The 20,016-nt window shown below is 40.2% G+C and carries 20 protein-coding genes; 16 read left to right on the forward strand and 4 right to left on the reverse strand.

Features of this window, described 5'->3' with window-relative positions:
• The first annotated feature begins 36 nt into the window (after positions 1 to 36).
• The 3 genes from deoD to FAY30_RS04855 all read left to right on the forward strand — a co-directional run bounded on the left by deoD (position 37) and on the right by FAY30_RS04855 (position 2,962).
• Entirely contained in the window at positions 37 to 756 is a 720-nt protein-coding gene (gene deoD / locus FAY30_RS04845) for a purine-nucleoside phosphorylase (RefSeq protein WP_149868818.1), read from the forward strand.
• Between the two features lie 78 nt (positions 757 to 834).
• On the forward strand, positions 835 to 2,193 hold the full coding sequence (locus tag FAY30_RS04850; protein ID WP_223820977.1) for an MFS transporter: 1,359 nt from the start codon (positions 835 to 837) through the stop codon (positions 2,191 to 2,193).
• Between the two features lie 172 nt (positions 2,194 to 2,365).
• A complete protein-coding gene (locus tag FAY30_RS04855; protein WP_149868820.1) occupies positions 2,366 to 2,962 on the forward strand; it encodes a VanZ family protein in 597 nt (198 codons plus the stop codon).
• 91 nt (positions 2,963 to 3,053) lie between these two features.
• On the opposite strand, the gene FAY30_RS04860 is transcribed toward FAY30_RS04855, so the two are convergent.
• Positions 3,054 to 3,926 carry an AraC family transcriptional regulator gene (locus FAY30_RS04860; RefSeq protein ID WP_149868821.1) on the reverse strand — a complete coding sequence of 291 codons (873 nt, stop codon included), beginning with the start codon at positions 3,924 to 3,926 and terminating at the stop codon, positions 3,054 to 3,056.
• A 599-nt stretch (positions 3,927 to 4,525) separates the two neighbouring features.
• Positions 4,526 to 4,996: an inner membrane protein YiaA gene (gene yiaA, locus FAY30_RS04865; RefSeq protein ID WP_149868822.1), complete on the reverse strand. Its 471-nt coding sequence runs from the start codon at positions 4,994 to 4,996 to the stop codon at positions 4,526 to 4,528.
• Between the two features lie 389 nt (positions 4,997 to 5,385).
• On the opposite strand from yiaA, the gene FAY30_RS04870 reads away from it, so the two are divergent.
• Entirely contained in the window at positions 5,386 to 6,588 is a 1,203-nt protein-coding gene (locus FAY30_RS04870) for an MFS transporter (protein ID WP_149868823.1), read from the forward strand.
• 251 nt (positions 6,589 to 6,839) lie between these two features.
• Here FAY30_RS04870 and FAY30_RS04875 read toward each other — a convergent pair whose 3' ends face one another.
• The gene (locus FAY30_RS04875; RefSeq protein WP_149868824.1) at positions 6,840 to 7,751 is read right to left on the reverse strand and encodes an EamA family transporter; all 912 of its coding nucleotides are present in this window, start codon (positions 7,749 to 7,751) and stop codon (positions 6,840 to 6,842) included.
• A gap of 364 nt (positions 7,752 to 8,115) precedes the next feature.
• Between FAY30_RS04875 and FAY30_RS04880 the strand changes: the two genes are divergently transcribed.
• From FAY30_RS04880 to FAY30_RS04920, 9 genes are all read left to right on the forward strand, one after another.
• Positions 8,116 to 8,607, forward strand: a complete 492-nt coding sequence (locus tag FAY30_RS04880; RefSeq protein ID WP_223820897.1) for a hypothetical protein — start codon at positions 8,116 to 8,118, stop codon at positions 8,605 to 8,607.
• Between the two features lie 208 nt (positions 8,608 to 8,815).
• Entirely contained in the window at positions 8,816 to 9,316 is a 501-nt protein-coding gene (locus FAY30_RS04885) for a hypothetical protein (RefSeq protein WP_149868825.1), read from the forward strand.
• A gap of 216 nt (positions 9,317 to 9,532) precedes the next feature.
• Positions 9,533 to 10,213, forward strand: a complete 681-nt coding sequence (locus tag FAY30_RS04890) for a PspA/IM30 family protein (RefSeq protein ID WP_149868826.1) — start codon at positions 9,533 to 9,535, stop codon at positions 10,211 to 10,213.
• A gap of 88 nt (positions 10,214 to 10,301) precedes the next feature.
• Positions 10,302 to 11,330: a TFIIB-type zinc ribbon-containing protein gene (locus tag FAY30_RS04895; RefSeq protein ID WP_149868827.1), complete on the forward strand. Its 1,029-nt coding sequence runs from the start codon at positions 10,302 to 10,304 to the stop codon at positions 11,328 to 11,330.
• The gene (locus tag FAY30_RS04900; RefSeq protein ID WP_149868828.1) at positions 11,327 to 12,121 is read left to right on the forward strand and encodes a TPM domain-containing protein; all 795 of its coding nucleotides are present in this window, start codon (positions 11,327 to 11,329) and stop codon (positions 12,119 to 12,121) included. Before FAY30_RS04895 ends, FAY30_RS04900 begins: the two co-directional genes overlap by 4 nt.
• 98 nt (positions 12,122 to 12,219) lie before the next feature.
• On the forward strand, positions 12,220 to 13,218 hold the full coding sequence (locus tag FAY30_RS04905; protein ID WP_149868829.1) for an SPFH domain-containing protein: 999 nt from the start codon (positions 12,220 to 12,222) through the stop codon (positions 13,216 to 13,218).
• Positions 13,219 to 13,335: 117 nt separating this feature from the next.
• Complete coding sequence (locus tag FAY30_RS04910; RefSeq protein WP_149868830.1) at positions 13,336 to 14,013, forward strand: AlkZ-related protein; 678 nt, start codon at positions 13,336 to 13,338, stop codon at positions 14,011 to 14,013.
• A gap of 256 nt (positions 14,014 to 14,269) precedes the next feature.
• Positions 14,270 to 15,316 (forward strand): SDR family oxidoreductase, encoded by a 1,047-nt coding sequence (locus tag FAY30_RS04915; protein ID WP_149868831.1) that lies wholly within the window; start codon positions 14,270 to 14,272, stop codon positions 15,314 to 15,316.
• A gap of 98 nt (positions 15,317 to 15,414) precedes the next feature.
• Positions 15,415 to 16,437 carry a DUF3231 family protein gene (locus FAY30_RS04920; protein WP_149868832.1) on the forward strand — a complete coding sequence of 341 codons (1,023 nt, stop codon included), beginning with the start codon at positions 15,415 to 15,417 and terminating at the stop codon, positions 16,435 to 16,437.
• A gap of 25 nt (positions 16,438 to 16,462) precedes the next feature.
• Here FAY30_RS04920 and FAY30_RS04925 read toward each other — a convergent pair whose 3' ends face one another.
• Positions 16,463 to 17,098, reverse strand: coding sequence for an NUDIX hydrolase (locus FAY30_RS04925; protein WP_149868833.1), 636 nt, complete (start codon positions 17,096 to 17,098; stop codon positions 16,463 to 16,465).
• Positions 17,099 to 17,266: 168 nt separating this feature from the next.
• On the opposite strand from FAY30_RS04925, the gene FAY30_RS04930 reads away from it, so the two are divergent.
• The 3 genes from FAY30_RS04930 (at position 17,267) to FAY30_RS04940 (ending at position 19,968) form a co-directional block, all read left to right on the forward strand.
• Positions 17,267 to 17,497 carry a hypothetical protein gene (locus FAY30_RS04930; RefSeq protein ID WP_149868834.1) on the forward strand — a complete coding sequence of 77 codons (231 nt, stop codon included), beginning with the start codon at positions 17,267 to 17,269 and terminating at the stop codon, positions 17,495 to 17,497.
• A 400-nt stretch (positions 17,498 to 17,897) separates the two neighbouring features.
• Complete coding sequence (locus FAY30_RS04935; protein ID WP_149868835.1) at positions 17,898 to 19,145, forward strand: cation:dicarboxylate symporter family transporter; 1,248 nt, start codon at positions 17,898 to 17,900, stop codon at positions 19,143 to 19,145.
• A gap of 112 nt (positions 19,146 to 19,257) precedes the next feature.
• Positions 19,258 to 19,968, forward strand: coding sequence for an MOSC domain-containing protein (locus FAY30_RS04940; protein WP_149868836.1), 711 nt, complete (start codon positions 19,258 to 19,260; stop codon positions 19,966 to 19,968).
• Positions 19,969 to 20,016 lie beyond the last annotated feature (48 nt).

Raw genomic sequence — 20,016 nt, forward strand, 5'->3', positions numbered from 1 at the left:
TAGTTTATTTCATTTAATCAAAAGGAGAGAACGAACATGAGTACAAATGAATTAAGAGAAACGCCTCATATTAAACCAAATGGTGTAGAAATAGCGGAAACGATTCTTTTACCAGGGGATCCATTACGGGCAAAATTTATCGCCGATACCTATTTGGAGGATGTCGTCCAGTTTAATGACGTACGTAATATGTATGGATATACTGGAACATTTAAAGGAAAAAGAATTTCTGTTATGGGAACGGGTATGGGCACACCTAGTATGAGCCTTTATTCATGGGAGCTCATCCATATTTTTGGAGTGAAAAATTTAATTCGGATTGGTTCATGTGGAGCGATCCAAGACCAATTGAACTTGTATGATATTGTCATTGCAATGGGGGCATCAACTGACTCTAACTATGTCCAGCAATACAATCTTCCGGGGCAATATTCAAATATAGCTTCGTTTGCACTCTTAGAGAAAGCAAAGAAAGTAGCAGACGAAAAAGGTCTTCCTGTTCATGTAGGAAATGTCCTTTCCAGTGATTTCTTTTATAATGCGGACCAAACAGCTTTAGAAAGATGGAGTAAGATGGGCATTTTGTGTGCGGAGATGGAAACAGCAGGACTGTATATGAATGCAGCTCACGCGGGAGTGAATGCATTGACCATTTTAACCGTTAGTGACCATATATTTAGACATGAGCAAACAACAACGGAAGAAAGACAAACAGCGTTTACGAATATGATGGAAATTGCCTTGGAGCTTGCTTAAGAAGTTCACATTATTTCTTAAGGATTTTAGCAACTTGGGCAAGAGGGAGATGAATTGTAGTACATGACTACCTTTAGTATGAATAAATCCGAAGCGCAAGACGTTACGATAAAAAAAGCTGTGCCAGTTCTATTATTATTGTTTGTTTTGTGCTTGGTAATTGATAATTCATTTAAAATTATTTCTGTAGATATGGCCAAAGACTTTGGAATTTCTGCAACAACAGTCAGCTGGCAAGCAACATTGGCTGGTCTTGTTATCGGCATTGGAGCCGTCGTGTATGCTGCTTTAGCTGACTCCATTAGTATTAGAAGATTATTAAGTGTGGGAATTATTCTAATTTGTGTGGGTTCATTAATGGGCTATGTGCTTCAACATTCATTTGTGCTTGTAGTTATCTCACGTATCATTCAAACAGCCGGGTTGGCTTCAGCAGAAACGTTATACGTAATTTTTGTTACGAAACATTTACCTCAAAATGAACAAAAGAAGTTTTTGGGATTTAGTACGAGCAGCTACGCCCTATCGCTTGTTATTGGTTCATTGACAGGTGGTTATGTATCAACATATTTACATTGGACAAGCCTATTTTTAGTTGCTCTTATCACCATCGTGCTTCTTCCTTTTATCTTGAAATATCTTCCAAAGGAAACAGGGAAGGCTGGCTTTGTTGATGTTATTGGCTTGTTCCTTGTAGGTGTTATTGCTGCGTTTCTAATGTTATATATTTCAAACTTCAATTGGATTTATTTACTGGTGTTTATTTTGGCGATTTTTATATTTCTTGCTTATATTAGCAAGAACGCCAAGGCATTCATTGATATTTCATTCTTCAAAAATAAACGGTTTGTTTCACTGCTTGCTGTAGCGTTTGTAATTTACTCGGTTCAATTAGCGTATATATTTCTATTTCCATTTTTGCTTGAAAACATTTATGGTTTGAAACTTGATACGATTTCTTTATTATTGATTCCAGCGTATGTTTTATCTGCCACAGTTGGTGCACTCTCTGGAAAAATTGCTCAATTTCTCGGAAGTAAGCAATCGATTATTATAGCAATGGCTGGCATTACTGTCAGTGTATTATTAGGTGGATTGTTTATCCAAAGTTCAGTGGTCGTGTTTGTTTTTTCAATGATACTATTCTCTAGTTCATTTGCACTCATGTACGCACCGATGATTGATTCATGTGTAAGTACAATTGCCAAGGAAAAATCCGGCACAGCGGTAGGCTTTTATAATCTCGTTCTGAATGTAGCCGCTTCAATTGGTATTGCCTATACAGCTGCGATGATGGATTCAGCTTCTATGAAAACTAATTTGTTGGGATATATCCACATTGCAAATGCATCCATGTATAGCAATATATTATTAATTTTATCCATAATCTCAGCTTTTAGTTTAGTTGTATATTGGGGATTGGTTGGGCGAAAGTAACTCCTTAAAAAACCATATAGGTTTATATTGAAGAGAACTCTGAGACGGAAAAGTCCAGGGTTCTTTTTATATTGGGAGTTAGGCGAATGATGACAGCCATTGTTCGCCTTGTGTATAATCAAGAAGTGGACTGTAGTTTTTTTCCATAAAAGGAGTGGCGCTGATTGTTACGATGAAAAACAAATCACTTTGGTTATCGATTGGATTATCCCAACTTATATTTATGGCTCTATTCCCCATCTGGTTACGGCTATTATCTTATCTACATCCTATTGTTCTGGCCGTCGTTTGGTTGTGTGTAACAATACTTGTGTTTTTTGTGGTTTACTTTGCGCGTAAAGAAACCATCCCTATCTCAAAAACTATCATTATTAGCATTGTAATCGTGTATAGTTTCGGCCTTTTGGTATTACTATTTTTCCGTCCGTCAAATCAGGATTATGGTCAAATTAATCTTATTCCATTTAAAACAATTGCAGGTTTTCTGTCAGGGAATGGGAAATTTTTCGTTGCTTTTTATAATATCACGGCTAATGTTTTGCTTTTCGTCCCGTTTGGTGTCGTTACCCTTTTATTATCCAAAAACCCATCGAGACCTAAGCTGTTTTTTATACCTGGCTTGATTATTCTTCTAATTGAAACGACTCAACACCTGACAAAGCGGGGCAGTATGGATATTGATGATTTGATCTTAAATTTGCTGGGGGTATGGATTGGCTATGTTTTGTATCCGGCGATTCATAAAGTGGTGAAGGTCAAAGGTTCTTAAGTCTGAGTTTGGCTTTTGGATGAAGGCGTTGAATAATCAAACTGGCAGGCCTCATGAGCGGTTCATGAGGCCAAAGGCAAAAAACTTATAGTTACTTCAGTTCTTCCATTAATGGAATCCAAATTTCGGAATAGTAATCAGTGCTCCACGGATCTCCCTCAAAATAGACTTCTAATTCGGGAGTACCGGCAGGCTTATAGTGATTGGAAGGAAACCATTCTGAATAGATTTGCTTCCATACCTTCTGGATAGCATCGGGCATCGCACCGTGAACCTCGAAAACAACCCACTTCGATGGCGGGATTTCAAGCGTCAAAAAACCTTCAGGAACGTCCCCAACGGATTCAGCAGCAATCCAGTAATCGATTAATGGTGATTGTTGATCTGTATTTTCGACGCATACGCCCAGAAGTCCTTTGATTTCCCCGTTATTTAACTGGATTAGTAAATCGCTGGTCCCTTCGGTATTAGCATCATCCCACATTTTTGGGATGCCAATTAGATTCTCCCCATTTACACATGAAAACTCTCTCTTGACGCCAACAACTTGGAAACCTTCTCTTTCGACAATTTTGTAATTCATCGGATCTGCTCCCTTCAGACTCACCTGAATCATCAGGCGGTTATACGATTTCAGCATTCCACGGTAATTTCTTGCTTGGCTAGGTGTAATCCCGTGTTGCCTCCGAAATGCTTTGGTAAAAGCTTCAGGAGTGTCATAGCCATATTTCAGGGCGATGTCTATAATTTTACTGTTAGTATGTGAGAGTTCTTGCGCAGCGAGAGTTAATCGTCTGCGGCGAATATACTCACCAACCGTAATATCTGTTAAAATTGCAAAAGTACGTTGAAAATGAAATACCGAGACATTGGCTTGATTCGCAATTTTTTTCATAGAAATTGTCTCTAATAAATGCTCTTCCATATAGTCGATTGCCCTTTGCAACGATTCGACCCATCCCATATCGCTCACTCCCTGATTCTAGCCTACTAGCAATCTGAACAAAAATCCTGTCAATTTATGCTTGATTCGAACAGGTTCCTTATATCCTTATTTTTACCAGGTTGTTCATAAATGTCCAATTTTTATCTAAAAGATTTTCGCTCGAGCGGGTTACATTAACCGAAAAGGAAAAAATAGTGGCCTTGTGGTAAATGAAAAGAGGTTACATTGACCGAAAAAGAAAAAATTGTGGCCTTGTGGTAAATGAAAAGGGGTTACATTAACCGAAAGGGGACAAAGAGCACTCGAACGGTTAATGAAAAGGAGTTACATTGACCGAAGAGGGAAAAAGGGCACTTGAACGGTAAATGAAAAGGAGTTACCTTGACCAATAAGGGACAACGAGCTCTCATACGGTAAATGAACAGTCATGAGCATAAATTAGTAATCGGATTTGCTATATTGATATCTAAAAAAACGACAGATTTCTGTCGTTTCAATTTTCTAATTCCACATATTCACCCGATTGTAATATTTGATCTTATTATAACGGTAATCGAGTTAGAACGTCGTACACCCTAGATTTGAATTAGCCTCCAGTCAAATCCAGAGAAAATAAATCAATCTCTTTCTCTAGCCCTTTGTGTATCTCTAATATTCTTTTGGACCGTTATGGCTGCAAATAAACTAAGAACAAAAGCCATACCATAAAATCCTTTTTCGCTTAAATCAATACTTCCTGCATTGAATAAACCGATACCCATTAATGAAATAGATACAATAAGTGCAAACCAACTAATCCCATAATAAATATTAGTAACAGGTATTCCCTCATCCTTATCTCTTACTGCTTTTTGTAAAGATACCGCTGCATAGAGTCCAAATATTAAAACTGCAAAGTAATACCCTTTTTCGTTCAATTGCATAGATGCGTTAAACAAACCTATGAGATATGCCGCAACACCTACTAATAGCGCAGCCCAAGAAGCACCTATGAAAGCTGGAGTAGGTTCTCCTTCTTTCCTTGCTACTTTCATTTTTGGATCCTTTTGTTTTCCTTTATCTAACAAAACCTCATTATCATTAGACATTGAATGTTCCGCCTCCCTCTTTTTATCGAATAAAAATGGAGCACTAGATAGACTGTAGTGCTCCTATCTAAATCTATTATATAGAAGTTTCTTACAAAAAATAGATAATTTTTTACTTTATTTCCAATTAAGATAAAAGTCCATGGCTGAATGTTAGGAGCTGTACTTGATTTTTCAACAATAAAGGCTTTTTTCATCAAGAAGGTCGGTGCCAGAGCAATCAAGGTCGTGTCCAATTGGATTTGCTGCGTAATTAAATTGTTCTTATAAGATATTTTTACAAAAAATCATATGGGCATGTATTTCGGGACACTAAACGTTCCTTTTTTCCACATTTGTGTTAAAGTTAGGGGGAAATTATATAGGATATACGCAGGTGAGGGATTAACATGGAAGGCTGGAAACGAAATTTATGGGTGCTGTGGATTGGAGTCTTTTTTACATCAGCAAGCTTTTCAATGGTGATTCCGTTTTTGCCCATTTTTCTTCCGCAAATTGGTGTCACCGAACATGTTGAGATGTGGGCAGGATTGTTATTCAGCGCTGCTTTCTTTGCTGGAGCCATCGCTTCACCATTCTGGGGGAGTGTAGCTGATAAATATGGACGAAAACCGATGATTATCCGGGCCGGCTTTTGTCTATTTATCATCTACACTCTAACCGCTTTTGTAACCAATCCTTATCAGTTATTGGCCTTGCGAATTTCCCAAGGACTATTAACTGGATTTATTCCTGGAGCGATTGCCTTAATTGGGACGAATACACCGGGCAAAAAAGTAGGCTACGCGTTGTCAATGATTTCAACCGCATCCGCTTCAGGCGGGATTGTCGGACCTCTTCTAGGAGGGGGGATTGCCCATTTGGTCGGCAATCGCTGGGCCTTTGGCAGTGCTGGGATCTTCACTTTGATTTCGACGATTCTCGTCATCCTTTGGGTGACCGAGGAGAATTTTACGCCAAGCAAAAAGCGAGGTTCTGTCAAAAATGATATAAAAGAAGCCTGGAGCAATCGGCCATTGATGCTGGTGCTTTTCTTAACCATCATTACCGCGGGGTCTATTATGACGATTGAGCCGGTACTTCCTTTGTATATTGTAAAATTGGGCGGTTCAGTGGACAAGGCTTCACTGCTGGCGGGTATCGTGTTTTCCCTTCCTGGGATTGCCAGTGCTTTATTTGCACCTGTCTGGGGAAGGTGGGCTGATAAAGTAGGATTTCATCGCGTACTCGTGATAGGTTTACTTGGCGGCGGGATTGGCACGCTGGCACAAATTCTATTCAGCGAAATAATTGGCTTTTCGATGATCCGATTTGTATTTGGTGTCTTTTTCTGTGCGGTGTATCCTGCATTAAATGGTCTTGTTGTGAAATCAACAGCGGAGGACTTCCGCGGCCGGGCATTTGGATTAAGTCAAACCGCCAACCAGATCGGCGGGATGATGGGCCCGATGATTGGCGGTTTCATTGGCGGCATTTTCCCTGTGCAAATCGTGTTTGTTGTAACAGGTATCCTGCTTTTGGCTGCAATGGGAGCGGCCTATTGGAAAGGAAAGAGTCTGATCGGCCTATCAGCAAGAAAAAGTAACGCTTAGTGGGTTTGAGAAAAAGAAGAAGAGGGGAAATTCGGAAGAACGCAGGAATTGGCAGGGGACATTTATAAGGCGAATGAAGGACATATTCGAGTGAAAGCTAGAGAGAAAAGTCCTTCATAAGATGAATGAGGGACATTTTTATTAGAAGGCTAGAGAGAAAAGTCCTTCATAAGATGAATGAAGGACTTTTTAATGAGAAAGCTAGAGTGAAAAGTCCTTCAGTCGTTCTGCCCGTCCAGCCCCGGCTACTCTTAAGATACCGATTCCCCTTCCAAAGAAACAGCCTTCATTTTAGCTTTAGATATCTTCACATTACCGGCAACAATTCCGCCTAAAATTAAAACAACCCCGATCCATTGTGAGATGCTAACCTGTTCTGCTAAAACTAGTGATGATAGTATGACTGCAATCGGAAGTTCGGAAGCTGTTAAGATGGTTCCAAGTCCCGGACCGATATGCGGCATTCCGATTGAAAGTAAAAGCGGCGGCAGAGCAACTCCTAGTAAGCCAAGGTACAGACCGTATGGCGCTACTCCGATGAAAACAGGTAAATCCAATAACTCCGTTGGCTGAACGAGAATCAGTACAGTAATCAAACCGCCAGTGGCAAAAAGAGCACTCTTTTGCACAGGTGGTGTATCCTTTTCCACCGTACTGCTCAGAAAGATAAAAGAGGTATATGTCAAAGCCGACAGTAGTCCCCAAACGGTCCCCTGCCATGTAATTTCCCCGCCGCCTTCAGTGATTACACCAGCTGCAAGAATCGACCCAATGACAAGAATACCAATCGAAACAACCTTCCCAATTGTCGGCGGCTTTTTATAAAAAATCCATTCAAATAAGCTGCCAATCCAAACAAATTGAAATAAGAATATAATTGCTAGGGATGCGTGAAGTGTTTGCAATGATTGATAATAAAAGACACCCGTAAGACCCAGTGGAATTCCCGATAATAGCAGTGTACCTATTTTAGCAAGTGTAAGTTTTTTCTTTTTTGAAAAAAGAGCCAAAATCCAAATTAGTAAAGCCCCCATTAGGTATTGACTCCCAGTGACCTCTGCAACGGTAAAACCAGCTGAATAAGCTAGTTTTACAAATGTGGATAATGCGCCGTAACAGCATCCCCCTAAAAAAACAAGAAGTGCATATTGCCATGTTTTCATTTCTTCTACCCCTTTCATTCTATCGAGCCGTAGCTCCTTTTTAACGCAAAAAAGCCACACAGCTATAGTAATAAGCTGTGTGGCGAAAATAGAGAATTCTCTAGAAAAGTCCACAAACAAATGGTTTTTTATTATTCAATCTGACTTTGTTACTTTAAAACAAATGACAATGAATGTCAATAAAAAAATGAGTATTTTTATGGGTCTCTCCCTTTTTAGTGGTACACATTTTTTTGTGAAACACCCCCGGTTCCAATAGTTTGGTATTCCTGATTTAGAATGTTCTTCCGATCATTAGGACAAATTCCTATTGAATATAGTAATTATGAAGGCATTTGGAATAAGAAGTTAAGGGTGGGATTTTATGCAAATGGGCTCCAATCAGTGGAATCGTTATCTTGGTGCCATCGATTCCGCCTTAGACAAAGGGATGGCGGCAAAGGAAGTCGTTTGCTCAATAACGACTGGTTTTCGCATGATTCCTTCACTGCGGAATGCACCGGGGCTAAATCCCTATCATGCATCAGTGGCAGATGTCGGCTATGGTTTTGATGCGGTAAGGGGGACAATTCAGCGGCTTCGAAATGGTGAAGTGCTCGCTCTCGCTAAAGAAATGCTTGTTCTTGACCTTGATACACTAAGAATCAGCGAAAAACAATTAGGGCCCAATTTCGATCTTGTAGCGAAAGAGGCAACAGCAGAAACCTATTATTTAATCGAGCAAAGTCAATATCTCAACCGGCAAATTGCTGAAAATATTAACGAGGCGATCGGGTACGGGAAGGCACTTTTGGGAGTAGAATGGGATGCGATTCTAAAGCGGGTCCAAAATATTCAATCCATTCCTCGCCTTTAGTAAGAAAAGCGCAAGCGCCCTGGTCAGCGGCGTATGGCCTAGAGCGCTCCAACTGAGATAAAGGAAACACGGAGAGCGGAGCGATCCGATGTTGACTTATCGTAGGGCGGAGAGCGAAGGACACTAGCCGCTAGGGCGCTGGAGCTGGACAATTCTCAAAGCCGAAACTAATACGCTTATATTACAAAAGAAGGGAGGGTTCTCGGGTATGTCTCACAACATGAATGAACAAGAGCAGCGCTTAATGGAATGGTGGAATGCCACGGAAAAGGGCACATTTGTGGTGAAACAGTTGGTCTCCCTCATTACAGAACTAAGGCTGCATCCTGACTCAAGCCGTGCGGACGGGATGATTCTGCTTTACCGCGCTGCATCGGAGGTTTCATATGGATATGCTGGGATGAGAGGCTGTATCCGCCGTAATTTTGCCCATGAAAATTCAGAGTTTCTGCACAATAATATCGTCAGATGCAGGAGCTTTGCCCGGAGATTTTCTGTGGACACACAGGTACTCCTTGAGCGGGTTGCCAAACAAATCAGTGGTGCAAACGCCTTGCTGATTGTCGAGCGTATTCGTGAAACACTCCGTGATAATGCCGCCATTCTATCCGAAATCGAACACAAAGCCAATGCCTTTTTTGGGAAGGAGACCTTTCAAACGCTGCAGAATAACTTAATCCATTCCATCACATTGCCGCCTTTTAATTGACTATTTAAAAAATAAAATGTTGGTGGTTGAAATGTCAAATAGAGGTAAGGGTAGTGAACAAAAATGGAGAAGGGAAATCGTCGATTGATGATTCTTTTCTCCTTTTTCGTTTCTTAAGCCGAATATCCTACTCCTGGCAAAATAATGAAACTTTTTTTTACATGGACCAGTATAATGTAATGATTTGTTTTTTCAAAAGGGGGAGGAATGATCTAGATGAGTATTATTTCAAGGTTTAAAGATATTATGGCGAGCAATATTAACGCGTTATTGGATAAGGCAGAAGACCCAGAGAAGATGATTGATCAGTATTTACGAAACCTTAGCAAGGATTTAGGAAAGGTAAAATCGGAAACGGCTTCCGTCATGGCAGAAGAGCAGCGTGCAAAAAGGGTCGTAACCGAGTGCCAGGAAGATATGGCGAAAATGGAACGTTATGCAATCAAGGCGCTAGAAGCAGGAAATGAAGGAGATGCACGAAAGTTCTTGGAAAAGAAAGCAGCACTCTCAGCAAAATTAACGGAGCTACAAACAGCTTCTCAATTAGCTGCTGCCAACACTCTGCAAATGAAACAGATGCACGATAAACTTGCCGCCGATATTGGTGAATTGGACGCGCGCAAAAATATGTTAAAAGCGAAATGGTCCGTGGCGAAGACGAAGGAACGAATGAATAAGCTTGGAGCATCGACAGCGGATTCAGGCCAATCGCTTTCCGCATTTGAGCGAATGGAAGACAAGGTCAATCGTGCACTGGACGAGGGAAATGCAATGGCGGAACTAAATGCAGCTCCGAAAGATGACATCGCCGATTTAACAGCCAAATACGATGAAAAGAGCGACGGTGTTGAGAATGAACTTGCCGCCTTAAAAGAAAGAATGAAACATAAAGGGTAATCAGCTACCGAAAGCTGCAGACCCAGAATGCTGCTGCTTTTGGCCGGCGGCCATTACATTTTCTTAATATCAAAGGGGTGAAGAAGGAATGATTCTTCATTATAAATGTCCCAGTTGTGGAAGCGATATGAGCTTTGATCCGGATTCAGGTGAATTATCGTGCCAAAGCTGCGGCAGACACGAAAATATCGAAAACTATCCTGAGGAGTTGCGGACAGCAAGTTTTTCAGAAGATGAAGCGAATGAGTACCATTGTGAAAATTGTGGAGCCGTTCTCATGACAGCAGCAGAAACAGCGGCAACAAACTGTGGGTTCTGCGGAGCGGGCGTCGTCATCGCCGATCGATTATCAGGTCAGCTTGCACCGGGGAAGGTGATTCCTTTTACCATTAGTAAGGAAGAGGCAGTGAAGGCGTTTCAAAAATGGTGCAGGAAGGGGCTCCTTACCCCGAAAGGGTTTATGACGGCGGACCGGATTAAAAGTATTACAGGCATGTATGTACCATTTTGGTTATTTGATTTAAATAGTAAGGTGCAAGTGAATGCCACATGTACAAAAGTCAGGACCTATGATCAGGGCGATTATACTTATACAGAAACAAAGTATTTTGATGTCTATCGCGATATTAACCTAGATTATGTCAAGATTCCGGTTGATGCATCAGAGAAAATGAACGATGAATTAATGGATAAATTAGAACCCTACCCATACGATCAGTTAAAAGAGTTTAAAACTCCCTATTTGGCAGGTTATCTTGCGGAGAAATACAATTATACAGACGAAGAATTGCTGCCAAGGGCGAAAGACAAAATCAGTGACTATATTGATTCCTATATTCATTCCACACTATCAGGTTATCATTCCGTAAATATGAAGGAAAAGCAGGTCGATACCAAATCAGTGAAAAGTAACTATGTTTTACTGCCTGTATGGATGGTCAGCTATGATTATAACCATTCGGAGCATACGTTTGCGATGAATGGGCAGACGGGGAAAGTCGTCGGCAAACCGCCAATCAGTACTGGGAAGGTGGCAGCGTGGTTCAGCGGCATTACGGCTGGAACTTTTTTTGCTTTAAAATGTATCTCTTATATGATGGGAGGCGGCTTTTGGTGAGTGGAATTTTAGGACAAAAACGAAGCCTTCTCGTCTTTTTACTTTCCTTTATTTTGCTGCTGCCAGTAGGGGCACGAGTTAATGCTGAATCGTTTGATTCTGAACAGTACATTTATGATTTTGCCGGGCTGCTGACCGGAAAAGAAGAGGCAGAACTTCAATCTATATCTAGTAAACTGGGGAAAGAAAGAAACACCGCTTTTATTATCATTACGGTAAATGGGACGGAAGGAAAGAAACTCATTCAATATGTCGAGGACTTCTATGATGAACATGGCCCCGGCTATGATCAGGCGTTTGGAAATACAGCCATTTTAGCGATTGATTTGGATAAACGAGACGTGTATCTGGCAGGTTTTAAAAAAGCGGAGCAGTATTTGGATGATGGACGGCTTGATCAGATACGTGAGAAAATTACTCCAGACTTGTCTGAAGGTAACTATTATCAAGCATTTTCAGACTTCATCACTACATCGCATAAGTATATGGGCTATGAGCCGGGTGTGAATCCGGAAAATATTTTATTTACATGGTGGTTCCAACTCATTGCCTCCATCATTGTAGGCGGTGTCGCTGTTATGTTTATGGCCTACCGCTCCGGCGGCAGGATTACAGTAAATGAGCAAACCTATATGGATGGCAATCAATCAAGAATCATAAGCAAGTATGATAACTTCGTAAGGCAAACCGTGACGAGGGAAAGGAAACCGTCAGACAACTCGAAAAGCGGAGGCGGAGGCGGCATCTCAAGCGGCGGCCACTCACATAGCGGCAGCAGCGGCAAGTTTTAACAAAGAAAAGCGCAAGCGCCCTGGTCAGCGGCGTTTCGCGGCTACGGTGCTTGAGCTAGACCATTCTCAAATTTAAAAAAGAAGGGAGCAGATGGTGGATGTCTTTTTTTAGAAACCAATTTGCAAATGTCGTAGAATGGCAAGAATTTCGCGATGATATGATTTTTTATAAATGGAGTAATCGGGAAATCAAGAAGGGGAGCCGATTGATTATTCGTCCTGGTCAAGATGCGGTATTTTTTAACAATGGAAAAATTGAAGGGGTATTTCGTGATGATGGAGAGTATGATATCGAGTCACAAATCATTCCCTTCTTATCGACTTTAAAGGGTTTTAAGTTTGGCTTCAATAGTGGCATGCGAGTAGAAGTGCTGTTTGTGAACACGAAGGAATTTGTGGTGAAATGGGGTACTCAAAATGCGATTAATATCCCGACACTTGGACTTCCAGGCGGCATGCCAATTAGGGCAAACGGGACATTTCAATTTAAAGTCCATGATTATATTGCTTTAATTGATCAAATTGCCGGTGTGAAGGATCAATATTTTATCGAGGATGTCAGAATTCGTATCACCTCGATTCTTGACCAGCTCCTGATGAAATGGATTACAAAAGAAGGAAAGGATATGTTCAATCTCCAGGCTAACTCCTTCGACATTTCTAAAGGGATTCAAGAGGATTTAGATATGCAGATGATTAAAAGTGGCATCATGATCACTGGATTTACCATTATGAGCTTCAGCTATCCAAAAGAAATTCAAGAAATGATTACCAAAAACGCTTCACATGGAATGGTGAGTGATGTGGGCAGATACCAGCAAATCTCGATAACAGACGGGATGGCTTCCGGAAAAATGAGCGGAGGCGGAACGGCATCTGACATGGCGGGAATGATGATGGGGATGAATATCGCGGGTCAAATGATGAATCAAATGAATCAGCAAACCCAAAAGCAGCCTGCACCAACGCAAAACACTCCATCTCCAACGCAGCCGAATGCAGATGACCAAAAGAGACCAAACTTTTGCCCAAATTGCGGGACCAAAACAGCCGCTGCCAACTTCTGTTCAAACTGCGGGCAAAAGCTCATTCCCTAATCTCAAACAGAAAGACGCTGTTGAATGAACAACAGCGTTTTTTATAGTTTATTGATAAGTAAAATTAGTTACAATATTTAGTAGATATATAAGAATAGAGCTAGGGAGCTGAGATGAATGAAGAATTACCAGATTCGTACATATGATGAAGCAATTGAAGTGATTAATGAAATTGGGTTGCTGCCATTGGCAAAGTTGATACCTGATTATCCTTCATTAGATAGTATTACTCCGAAAGAACATTGGTATAGTGGTTCGGAATTGGACCCATGGATGTGGCGTGCCCAATTTCCGGCGGACGGAGTGGCGGCATACGGAAAATTTATCAAGAAAAAGTCGGTTTTAATTTCTCGTGAGCTTCTTCCGTTAGTTAGGATAGTTTTGGGTTCACCGCAGTCGTTGGAAAAACGATATAATGATGGGCTGGTTTCAAGGGAGGCCTTAGAACTGTACGGGCTTATCCATGATGAACCGGGCATTGATACAAGACTGTTAAAGGCTAAAGCCGGAATGAAGGACAAAGAAAAGAAAAAATCGTTCGATAATGCGTTGCTGGAATTACAAGGGTCAATGGATATTGTTGTCTCTGGGACAAAGGCTAGGACCAATGAGTTGGGAGAAAAGAATGGCTGGAGCAGCACGTCTTTTGAGACCATGGACAATTGGGCGAAAAGTAATGATGTAAAGATTGTGGCTGCCAGTGTAGAAGATGCAAAGACGAAACTTAATGATTATTTTGTTCGGATCTGCAGCCCAGATTCTATGAAGGCAATGAGAAAAATTTTTAAGTTTTAATAGATAATTTTGACATCGTATAACATCCCGGCAAATGTTGGTCCCAAAAGCTGTACAATGGCACTTACAATCCCCGTTGATGTTACCATTATCGCAACTCGTTGTGGAGTCGCACCAAATTGATTATCGACGAATGGACTCCGCAACTAACTCTTTTTTAAAGTACTATTTACTCCTGGTATCTTTTTGCGAGGGAAAATCGTTATTTATATGAAAGTGATCATTTTTACACTTGATTAAAAGGGGGAAAAATATTATGAAGGTCCTCATATTAGGAGGTACACGTTTTTTAGGAAGAGCTTTCGTAGAAGAAGCGTTGGGAAGAGGGCATGAAATCACCTTATTCAATCGTGGTAACAGTAAAGAAACGTTTCCTGAAGTAGAACAGTTAATTGGCAATAGAGATCATGATGTATCACTTTTGAAAAATCGGAAATGGGATGTCTTAATCGATACATGCGGATTTGCTCCCCATCAAATAAAAAAAATCGCAGATGTACTGGGGGATAACATCGGACATTATACATTTATCTCAAGTATTTCAGTTTATAAAGATTGGATTCCGCACAATATTATGGAAGACTACCATTTACAGTCCATGCTGACGGAAGATCAATTGAAGGATATTGAGGCAGGTAAAATCTCTCCATACGAGCATTACGGAGCGTTGAAAGTATTGTGTGAAGCAGAAGCAGAGAAGCATTGGCCTGGCCGTGTTTTGCATATAAGAGCAGGTCAGCTTGTTGGACCATTTGATTATACAGATCGGCTGCCGTACTGGGTTCAACGAGTAGCACAAGGGGGAAAAGTATTGGTGCCAGGACGTTCAGATCGACCTGTTCAATTGATTGATGTTAGAGATATAGCGTCATGGGTTTTTAATATGGCGGAACACAGAAAAGCAGGTACCTTCAATGTTACTGGCCCTAATTATGAATTAACGATAGAAGAGCTGTTAAACACCTGTAAAGCCGTTACAAACAGCGATGCCGAATTTGTATGGGGAGATGAAAGGTTTTTATTGGAGCACAAAGTACAGCCATGGACGGAGATGCCTCTTTGGATCCCTGAACACTTCCCGTTGGAAGGAGAAACAGCACCATGGAAAGGAGCTTTTTCCTTCAAAATAGAAAAAGCTGTTAACGCAGGTCTTTCCTTTCGACCTCTAGAAGACACTATTTATGATGTTTATCAATGGGAGAAAGCAAGGAAGGAAATAGAAAGAAAAGCAGGGATCTCACAAGTAAAAGAGCAGGAACTGCTGGGGATATGGTTTCAAAAAGATAAAAAGGAGTCATTGTGATGGGGGCAACTCCAAGCCAATAGGAAAACTCCAATTTATTTGTATATTTCATAATAAAATATCTCAGAATAACAAATAAAAAAAGTGAGGTATTTCCTTTGGGGATTTTTAGAAAAAAAAAGACAAACACCTTAACCGCTGCAGAAGTATCCGCCCTTTGGTTGCAATACACAGGTGATACTATGGCTATTTGTGTTTACAAATACTTTCTTAATATTGTTGAAAACAAAGAGATCAAACCCATACTAGAATTCGCCTTACAGTTAGCCGAAGGACATCTCACAAAAATCAAAGAATTCTTGAAAAGTGCAAATTTCCAAGCCCCAATAGGATTTACCGAGAGTGACGTGAATGTGAATGCCCCACGTCTGTTTTCTGATCAATTTCTACTTTTTTACTCCTATATTATGACAATACATGGGTTAACCGCTTATAGCCTGGCTATTACAAACTCGGAACGACAAGACATTCAAAATTATTTCTTTGAATGTACGGTAACATCTAAGGAATTGTTCCAAAAAATAGTGGAATTGGCTAAAAGCCAACCAAAATTTCCAAGTGTCCCTTCTATTCCAACACCACATGGGGCGAAGTTTATTGAATCCACAGGAATCATTTCAAATCTAATTGGTGACAAAAGACCACTTAATAGTTCCGAAATCAGCACCCTTTTCTTTAATTCAACGAAAACTGGATTTATCAGTTCGCTTAGTTTGGCTTTCAGTCAGGTAGCGCAGCAGGAGGAAGTTCGTCATTTTATGTTGAAAAACGTTAAATTAGCAGGGAAAGATGCTGAAAGCTTTGACACAATATTACGACAAGATCATTTACCGATACCTGAGAAATGGGATGCTGAGATCACCGATTCTACTGTAAGTCCATTTTCGGACAAATTGATCATGTTTCACGCAGCGTTTTTAGTAAATGCGGCACTATCCTATTATGGTGCATCATTAGGTTCCAGCTTTAGATCCGATATAATCTTGACCTATTATAAAGTATTTACCCATGCAATGGAGGCTGGTACTTTTTCTTACAATATTATGGTGAAACATGGGTGGCTAGAAAAACAACCTGAAGCGATTGACAGAAAATCCTTGGCACAAGGTTCAGAAAAATGAGATGGCTAATCGAGCGTTAGGCAGGCTAGCTAACGCTCTCATTTAGTTTTTCTTTAATCAACTGTATTATCTTTTTGTAGAAAGAAATCCCATGAGGGACAAATTCCTGTTTCCCAGCCATTCTATCGAAAAAGAGCTTTTCACCATTATTATTGATTTCAAATCCTATTATATTTATTTCGTGTTTTTCACCCGACCAAAGATCAATAAAATCTGTAAATTTTACTTTGATGATGCCTGAAACTTCCTCTTTTTGTAAGCTGAATACATCAAAATCCAGATTTTTTTTATATAAAAATGTGTGCGCCAGTTCATTATCAATTAAGTCTTCATGGTTGACACAATAATTGATAATCCCTAATGGCATTAGCTCGGTAAAGGAAACATCAATTCCTAATTCTTCTTTAATCTCCCTAATACCATCCGCCGCTGTTTCATCGGCTAATAAATGGCCGGCAGAAGTAATATCAAAAAGGTTGGGATGGTCCTTTTTCAATCCACAGCGGCGCTGAAGATAAAGATAATTGATTTCTTGCTCACGGCTGACGATCCAGCAATGAAAGGATTCATGCCAAAGCCCCTGCCGATGTACTTCCGCCCTGGTAGCTGTCCCGATAGGTTTCCTCTGGTTATCAAACACTCGAACTAGCTCATTCTCCATTATTTTTTCTCCTTATATAAATATTCTATATATGTAGAATTTCTATGTATATAAAGAATAATCTATTCATTCTGTTCATGCAACTAGTTTTACTTTCTTTTGGATAAACAAGGAAAATTCATCTTCTATAAAGAAATTGTAGATAGAAGATAATCTGGAGGTTAATAAATGGACAATATCGATAAAAGAAATCGATTGGAGGATGAGCCATTTAGTTATCGCATAACTAAAAGTAATACAGTCTTTCTGAATTATTTCGATAAACCGATTAAAACATTAAAAGGGAAAGACGCTGAAAAATTTTTAGAAAAAATTCAAAACGCAGAAGACAAAAAAGCAGTTCAACTAATCTTGGCGAAAGCAACAGGGAATTTCAAGCGAGGTAATGAAAGAAAATAAATCAATAAAAAGGGCAGGTGGTAAATCAATGAAACAAGTATACCGGCATCGAATCTAAATGCACAATAAAGCATAAATAACTAAAATCTTGCCCGATAACTGGCAAGATTTTTTATATGAGAATCAGGGTGATCTGGCCAATAATAATACTGGGCAGTTTTTAATTTGCCAAAATATCTTTTATTTTTCAGTTCAACATGTTATTCTAAAAAAATAACTAAAATAAGTTAAGTTTTAATTGAATAAGATCAAAGATAAGATAGTTCTGACTTTTCTAACATCGTTTTTATAGTAGTTGAAATGATTTTCTCTAAAATTAATTTTAGTAAAATAGTGAATAGTAAGATTATTGCTAAAAGGATTGAAAAAATGTAAATATTTTTTAAAAGGGGAAATGTTAATGAAGAAAATTAGTTTAGCTTGGCAGATATTCATTGGACTGGCGCTAGGTATTGCAGTCGGTGCGTTTTTTTATGGTAATCCGCAGGTGGCAAGTTTCCTCCAGCCAATAGGTGATATATTTATTCGCTTAATTAAAATGATTGTTGTTCCAATTGTTGTTTCAAGTCTTATTGTTGGTGTTGCAGGCGTTGGTGATATGAAATCATTGGGGAAACTTGGCGGCAAAACCCTGCTTTATTTTGAAATTATTACGACAATTGCCATCATTGTTGGACTGCTTGCAGCGAATGTCTTTCAACCTGGGGTTGGAGTCGATCGCACACATTTAACGAAGACGGATATTAACAGTTATGTAAGTACAGCTGAACAAACGGAGTCACATTCGATGATTGATACTGTGGTGAACATTGTTCCCACCAACATTATTCAGTCATTAGCAAACGGTGATATGCTTGCTATCATTTTCTTCTCCGTTATGTTTGGGCTTGGAGTGGCGGCAATTGGGGAGAAGGGTCTGCCCATTCTCAATTTCTTTAGAGGAACCGCAGATGCGATGTTCTTTGTAACAAACCAAATTATGAAATTAGCTCCATTTGGTGTGTTTGCTTTAATTGGTGTAACGGTTTCGAAATTTGGTATTACTTCGTTAATCCCGCTGGGGAAACTGGTTCTGGTTGTTTACGGTTCGATGATCTTTTTCATTTTAGTGGTTTTAGGGTTAACGGCGAAAATTGCCGGATACAACATTTTCAAGTTAATCAAATATTTAAAAGACGAACTCATTTTGGGCTATACGACAGCAAGTTCAGAAACGGTCCTTCCAAAAATTATGGAGAAGATGGAGAAGATTGGTTGTCCAAAGTCGATTACCTCTTTTGTTATTCCAACCGGTTATTCCTTTAATCTGGATGGATCCACGCTTTACCAAGCAATTGCGGCAATGTTCATTGCACAAATGTATGGAATTCCGATGAGTATCATGCAGCAAGTAACTTTGGTTCTTGTATTGATGCTAACCTCCAAGGGGATTGCCGGCGTTCCAGGTGTATCGTTTGTCGTTCTTCTTGCTACGTTAGGTAGTGTAGGGATTCCTGCTGAGGGACTGGCATTCATTGCCGGTATTGACCGGATTTTGGACATGGCACGTACCTGTGTAAACATTGTCGGAAATTCCTTGGCGGCAATTGTGATTACAAAATGGGAAGGCCATAGCCTTACTGAACATGGTGAACAAAAAGCAGCTTAAATTATAAAAGTACTAACCTTGCTCGGATTCGGGCAAGGTTTTTTCTTCGAATAAAAGTGAAGTGTGATACTATAGAAATAATTCAAGACCTTTTTCAAGGGAGAGGATAGGAGTGGAAATTACCCTTAACAAAGTTTTTGTCGGGTTGCCAAAAACTATTGGCAGCAAAGAGGCTGCAAATCCAATGGGTCGTGAATGGACAAGCGCCATTTTTAAAGAGCCCGTCGATGAGCCAATTTGGGTTGGGAAAACAGGTTTAACAGGTGATGGACAAGGGGATTTGGAGCATCATGGCGGACCGGAAAAAGCTGTTTTTGCTTATTCGCTTGAAAATTATTCATACTGGCAGAAAGAGCTGGGGAATTCTGAAATTGGTGCTGGCGGGATGGGAGAAAATTTGGTTATGGAAGGCCTGGATGAAGGAGCAATTTCCATAGGAGATACCTTTCAAATTGGTGAGGCGATTATTCAAGTATCGCAGCCAAGGCAGCCTTGCTGGAAGCCGGCGCGCCGCTTTAAAGTAAAAAACTTAGCATTATTATTGCAAAACATGGGTAAAACTGGCTGGTATTTCCGTGTATTGGAAGAGGGAAATGTTGAGCCTGGCCAAACCTTTACCTTACTTGATCGGCCGTTTCCACAGTGGACGATTCAAAAATGTAATAAAATTATTCATGCAAAGCCGCTGAATTTTTCCGAAATGAGGGAGCTTGCACAGTGTCAATTACTTGCACCAGGCATGAGGGAGACATTATGGAAGCGGATAGAAATGCAGGACCCCAGCCCAGATATCCGCGGCCGGGTATTTGGGCCAAATGAATAAGGTGCTAGTTAAGCAAGTGCGAGGACTGTTCGCTTGATTCAAAGGAAC

The organism is Bacillus sp. S3 (assembly GCF_005154805.1).
Classification (GTDB): domain Bacteria; phylum Bacillota; class Bacilli; order Bacillales; family Cytobacillaceae; genus Neobacillus.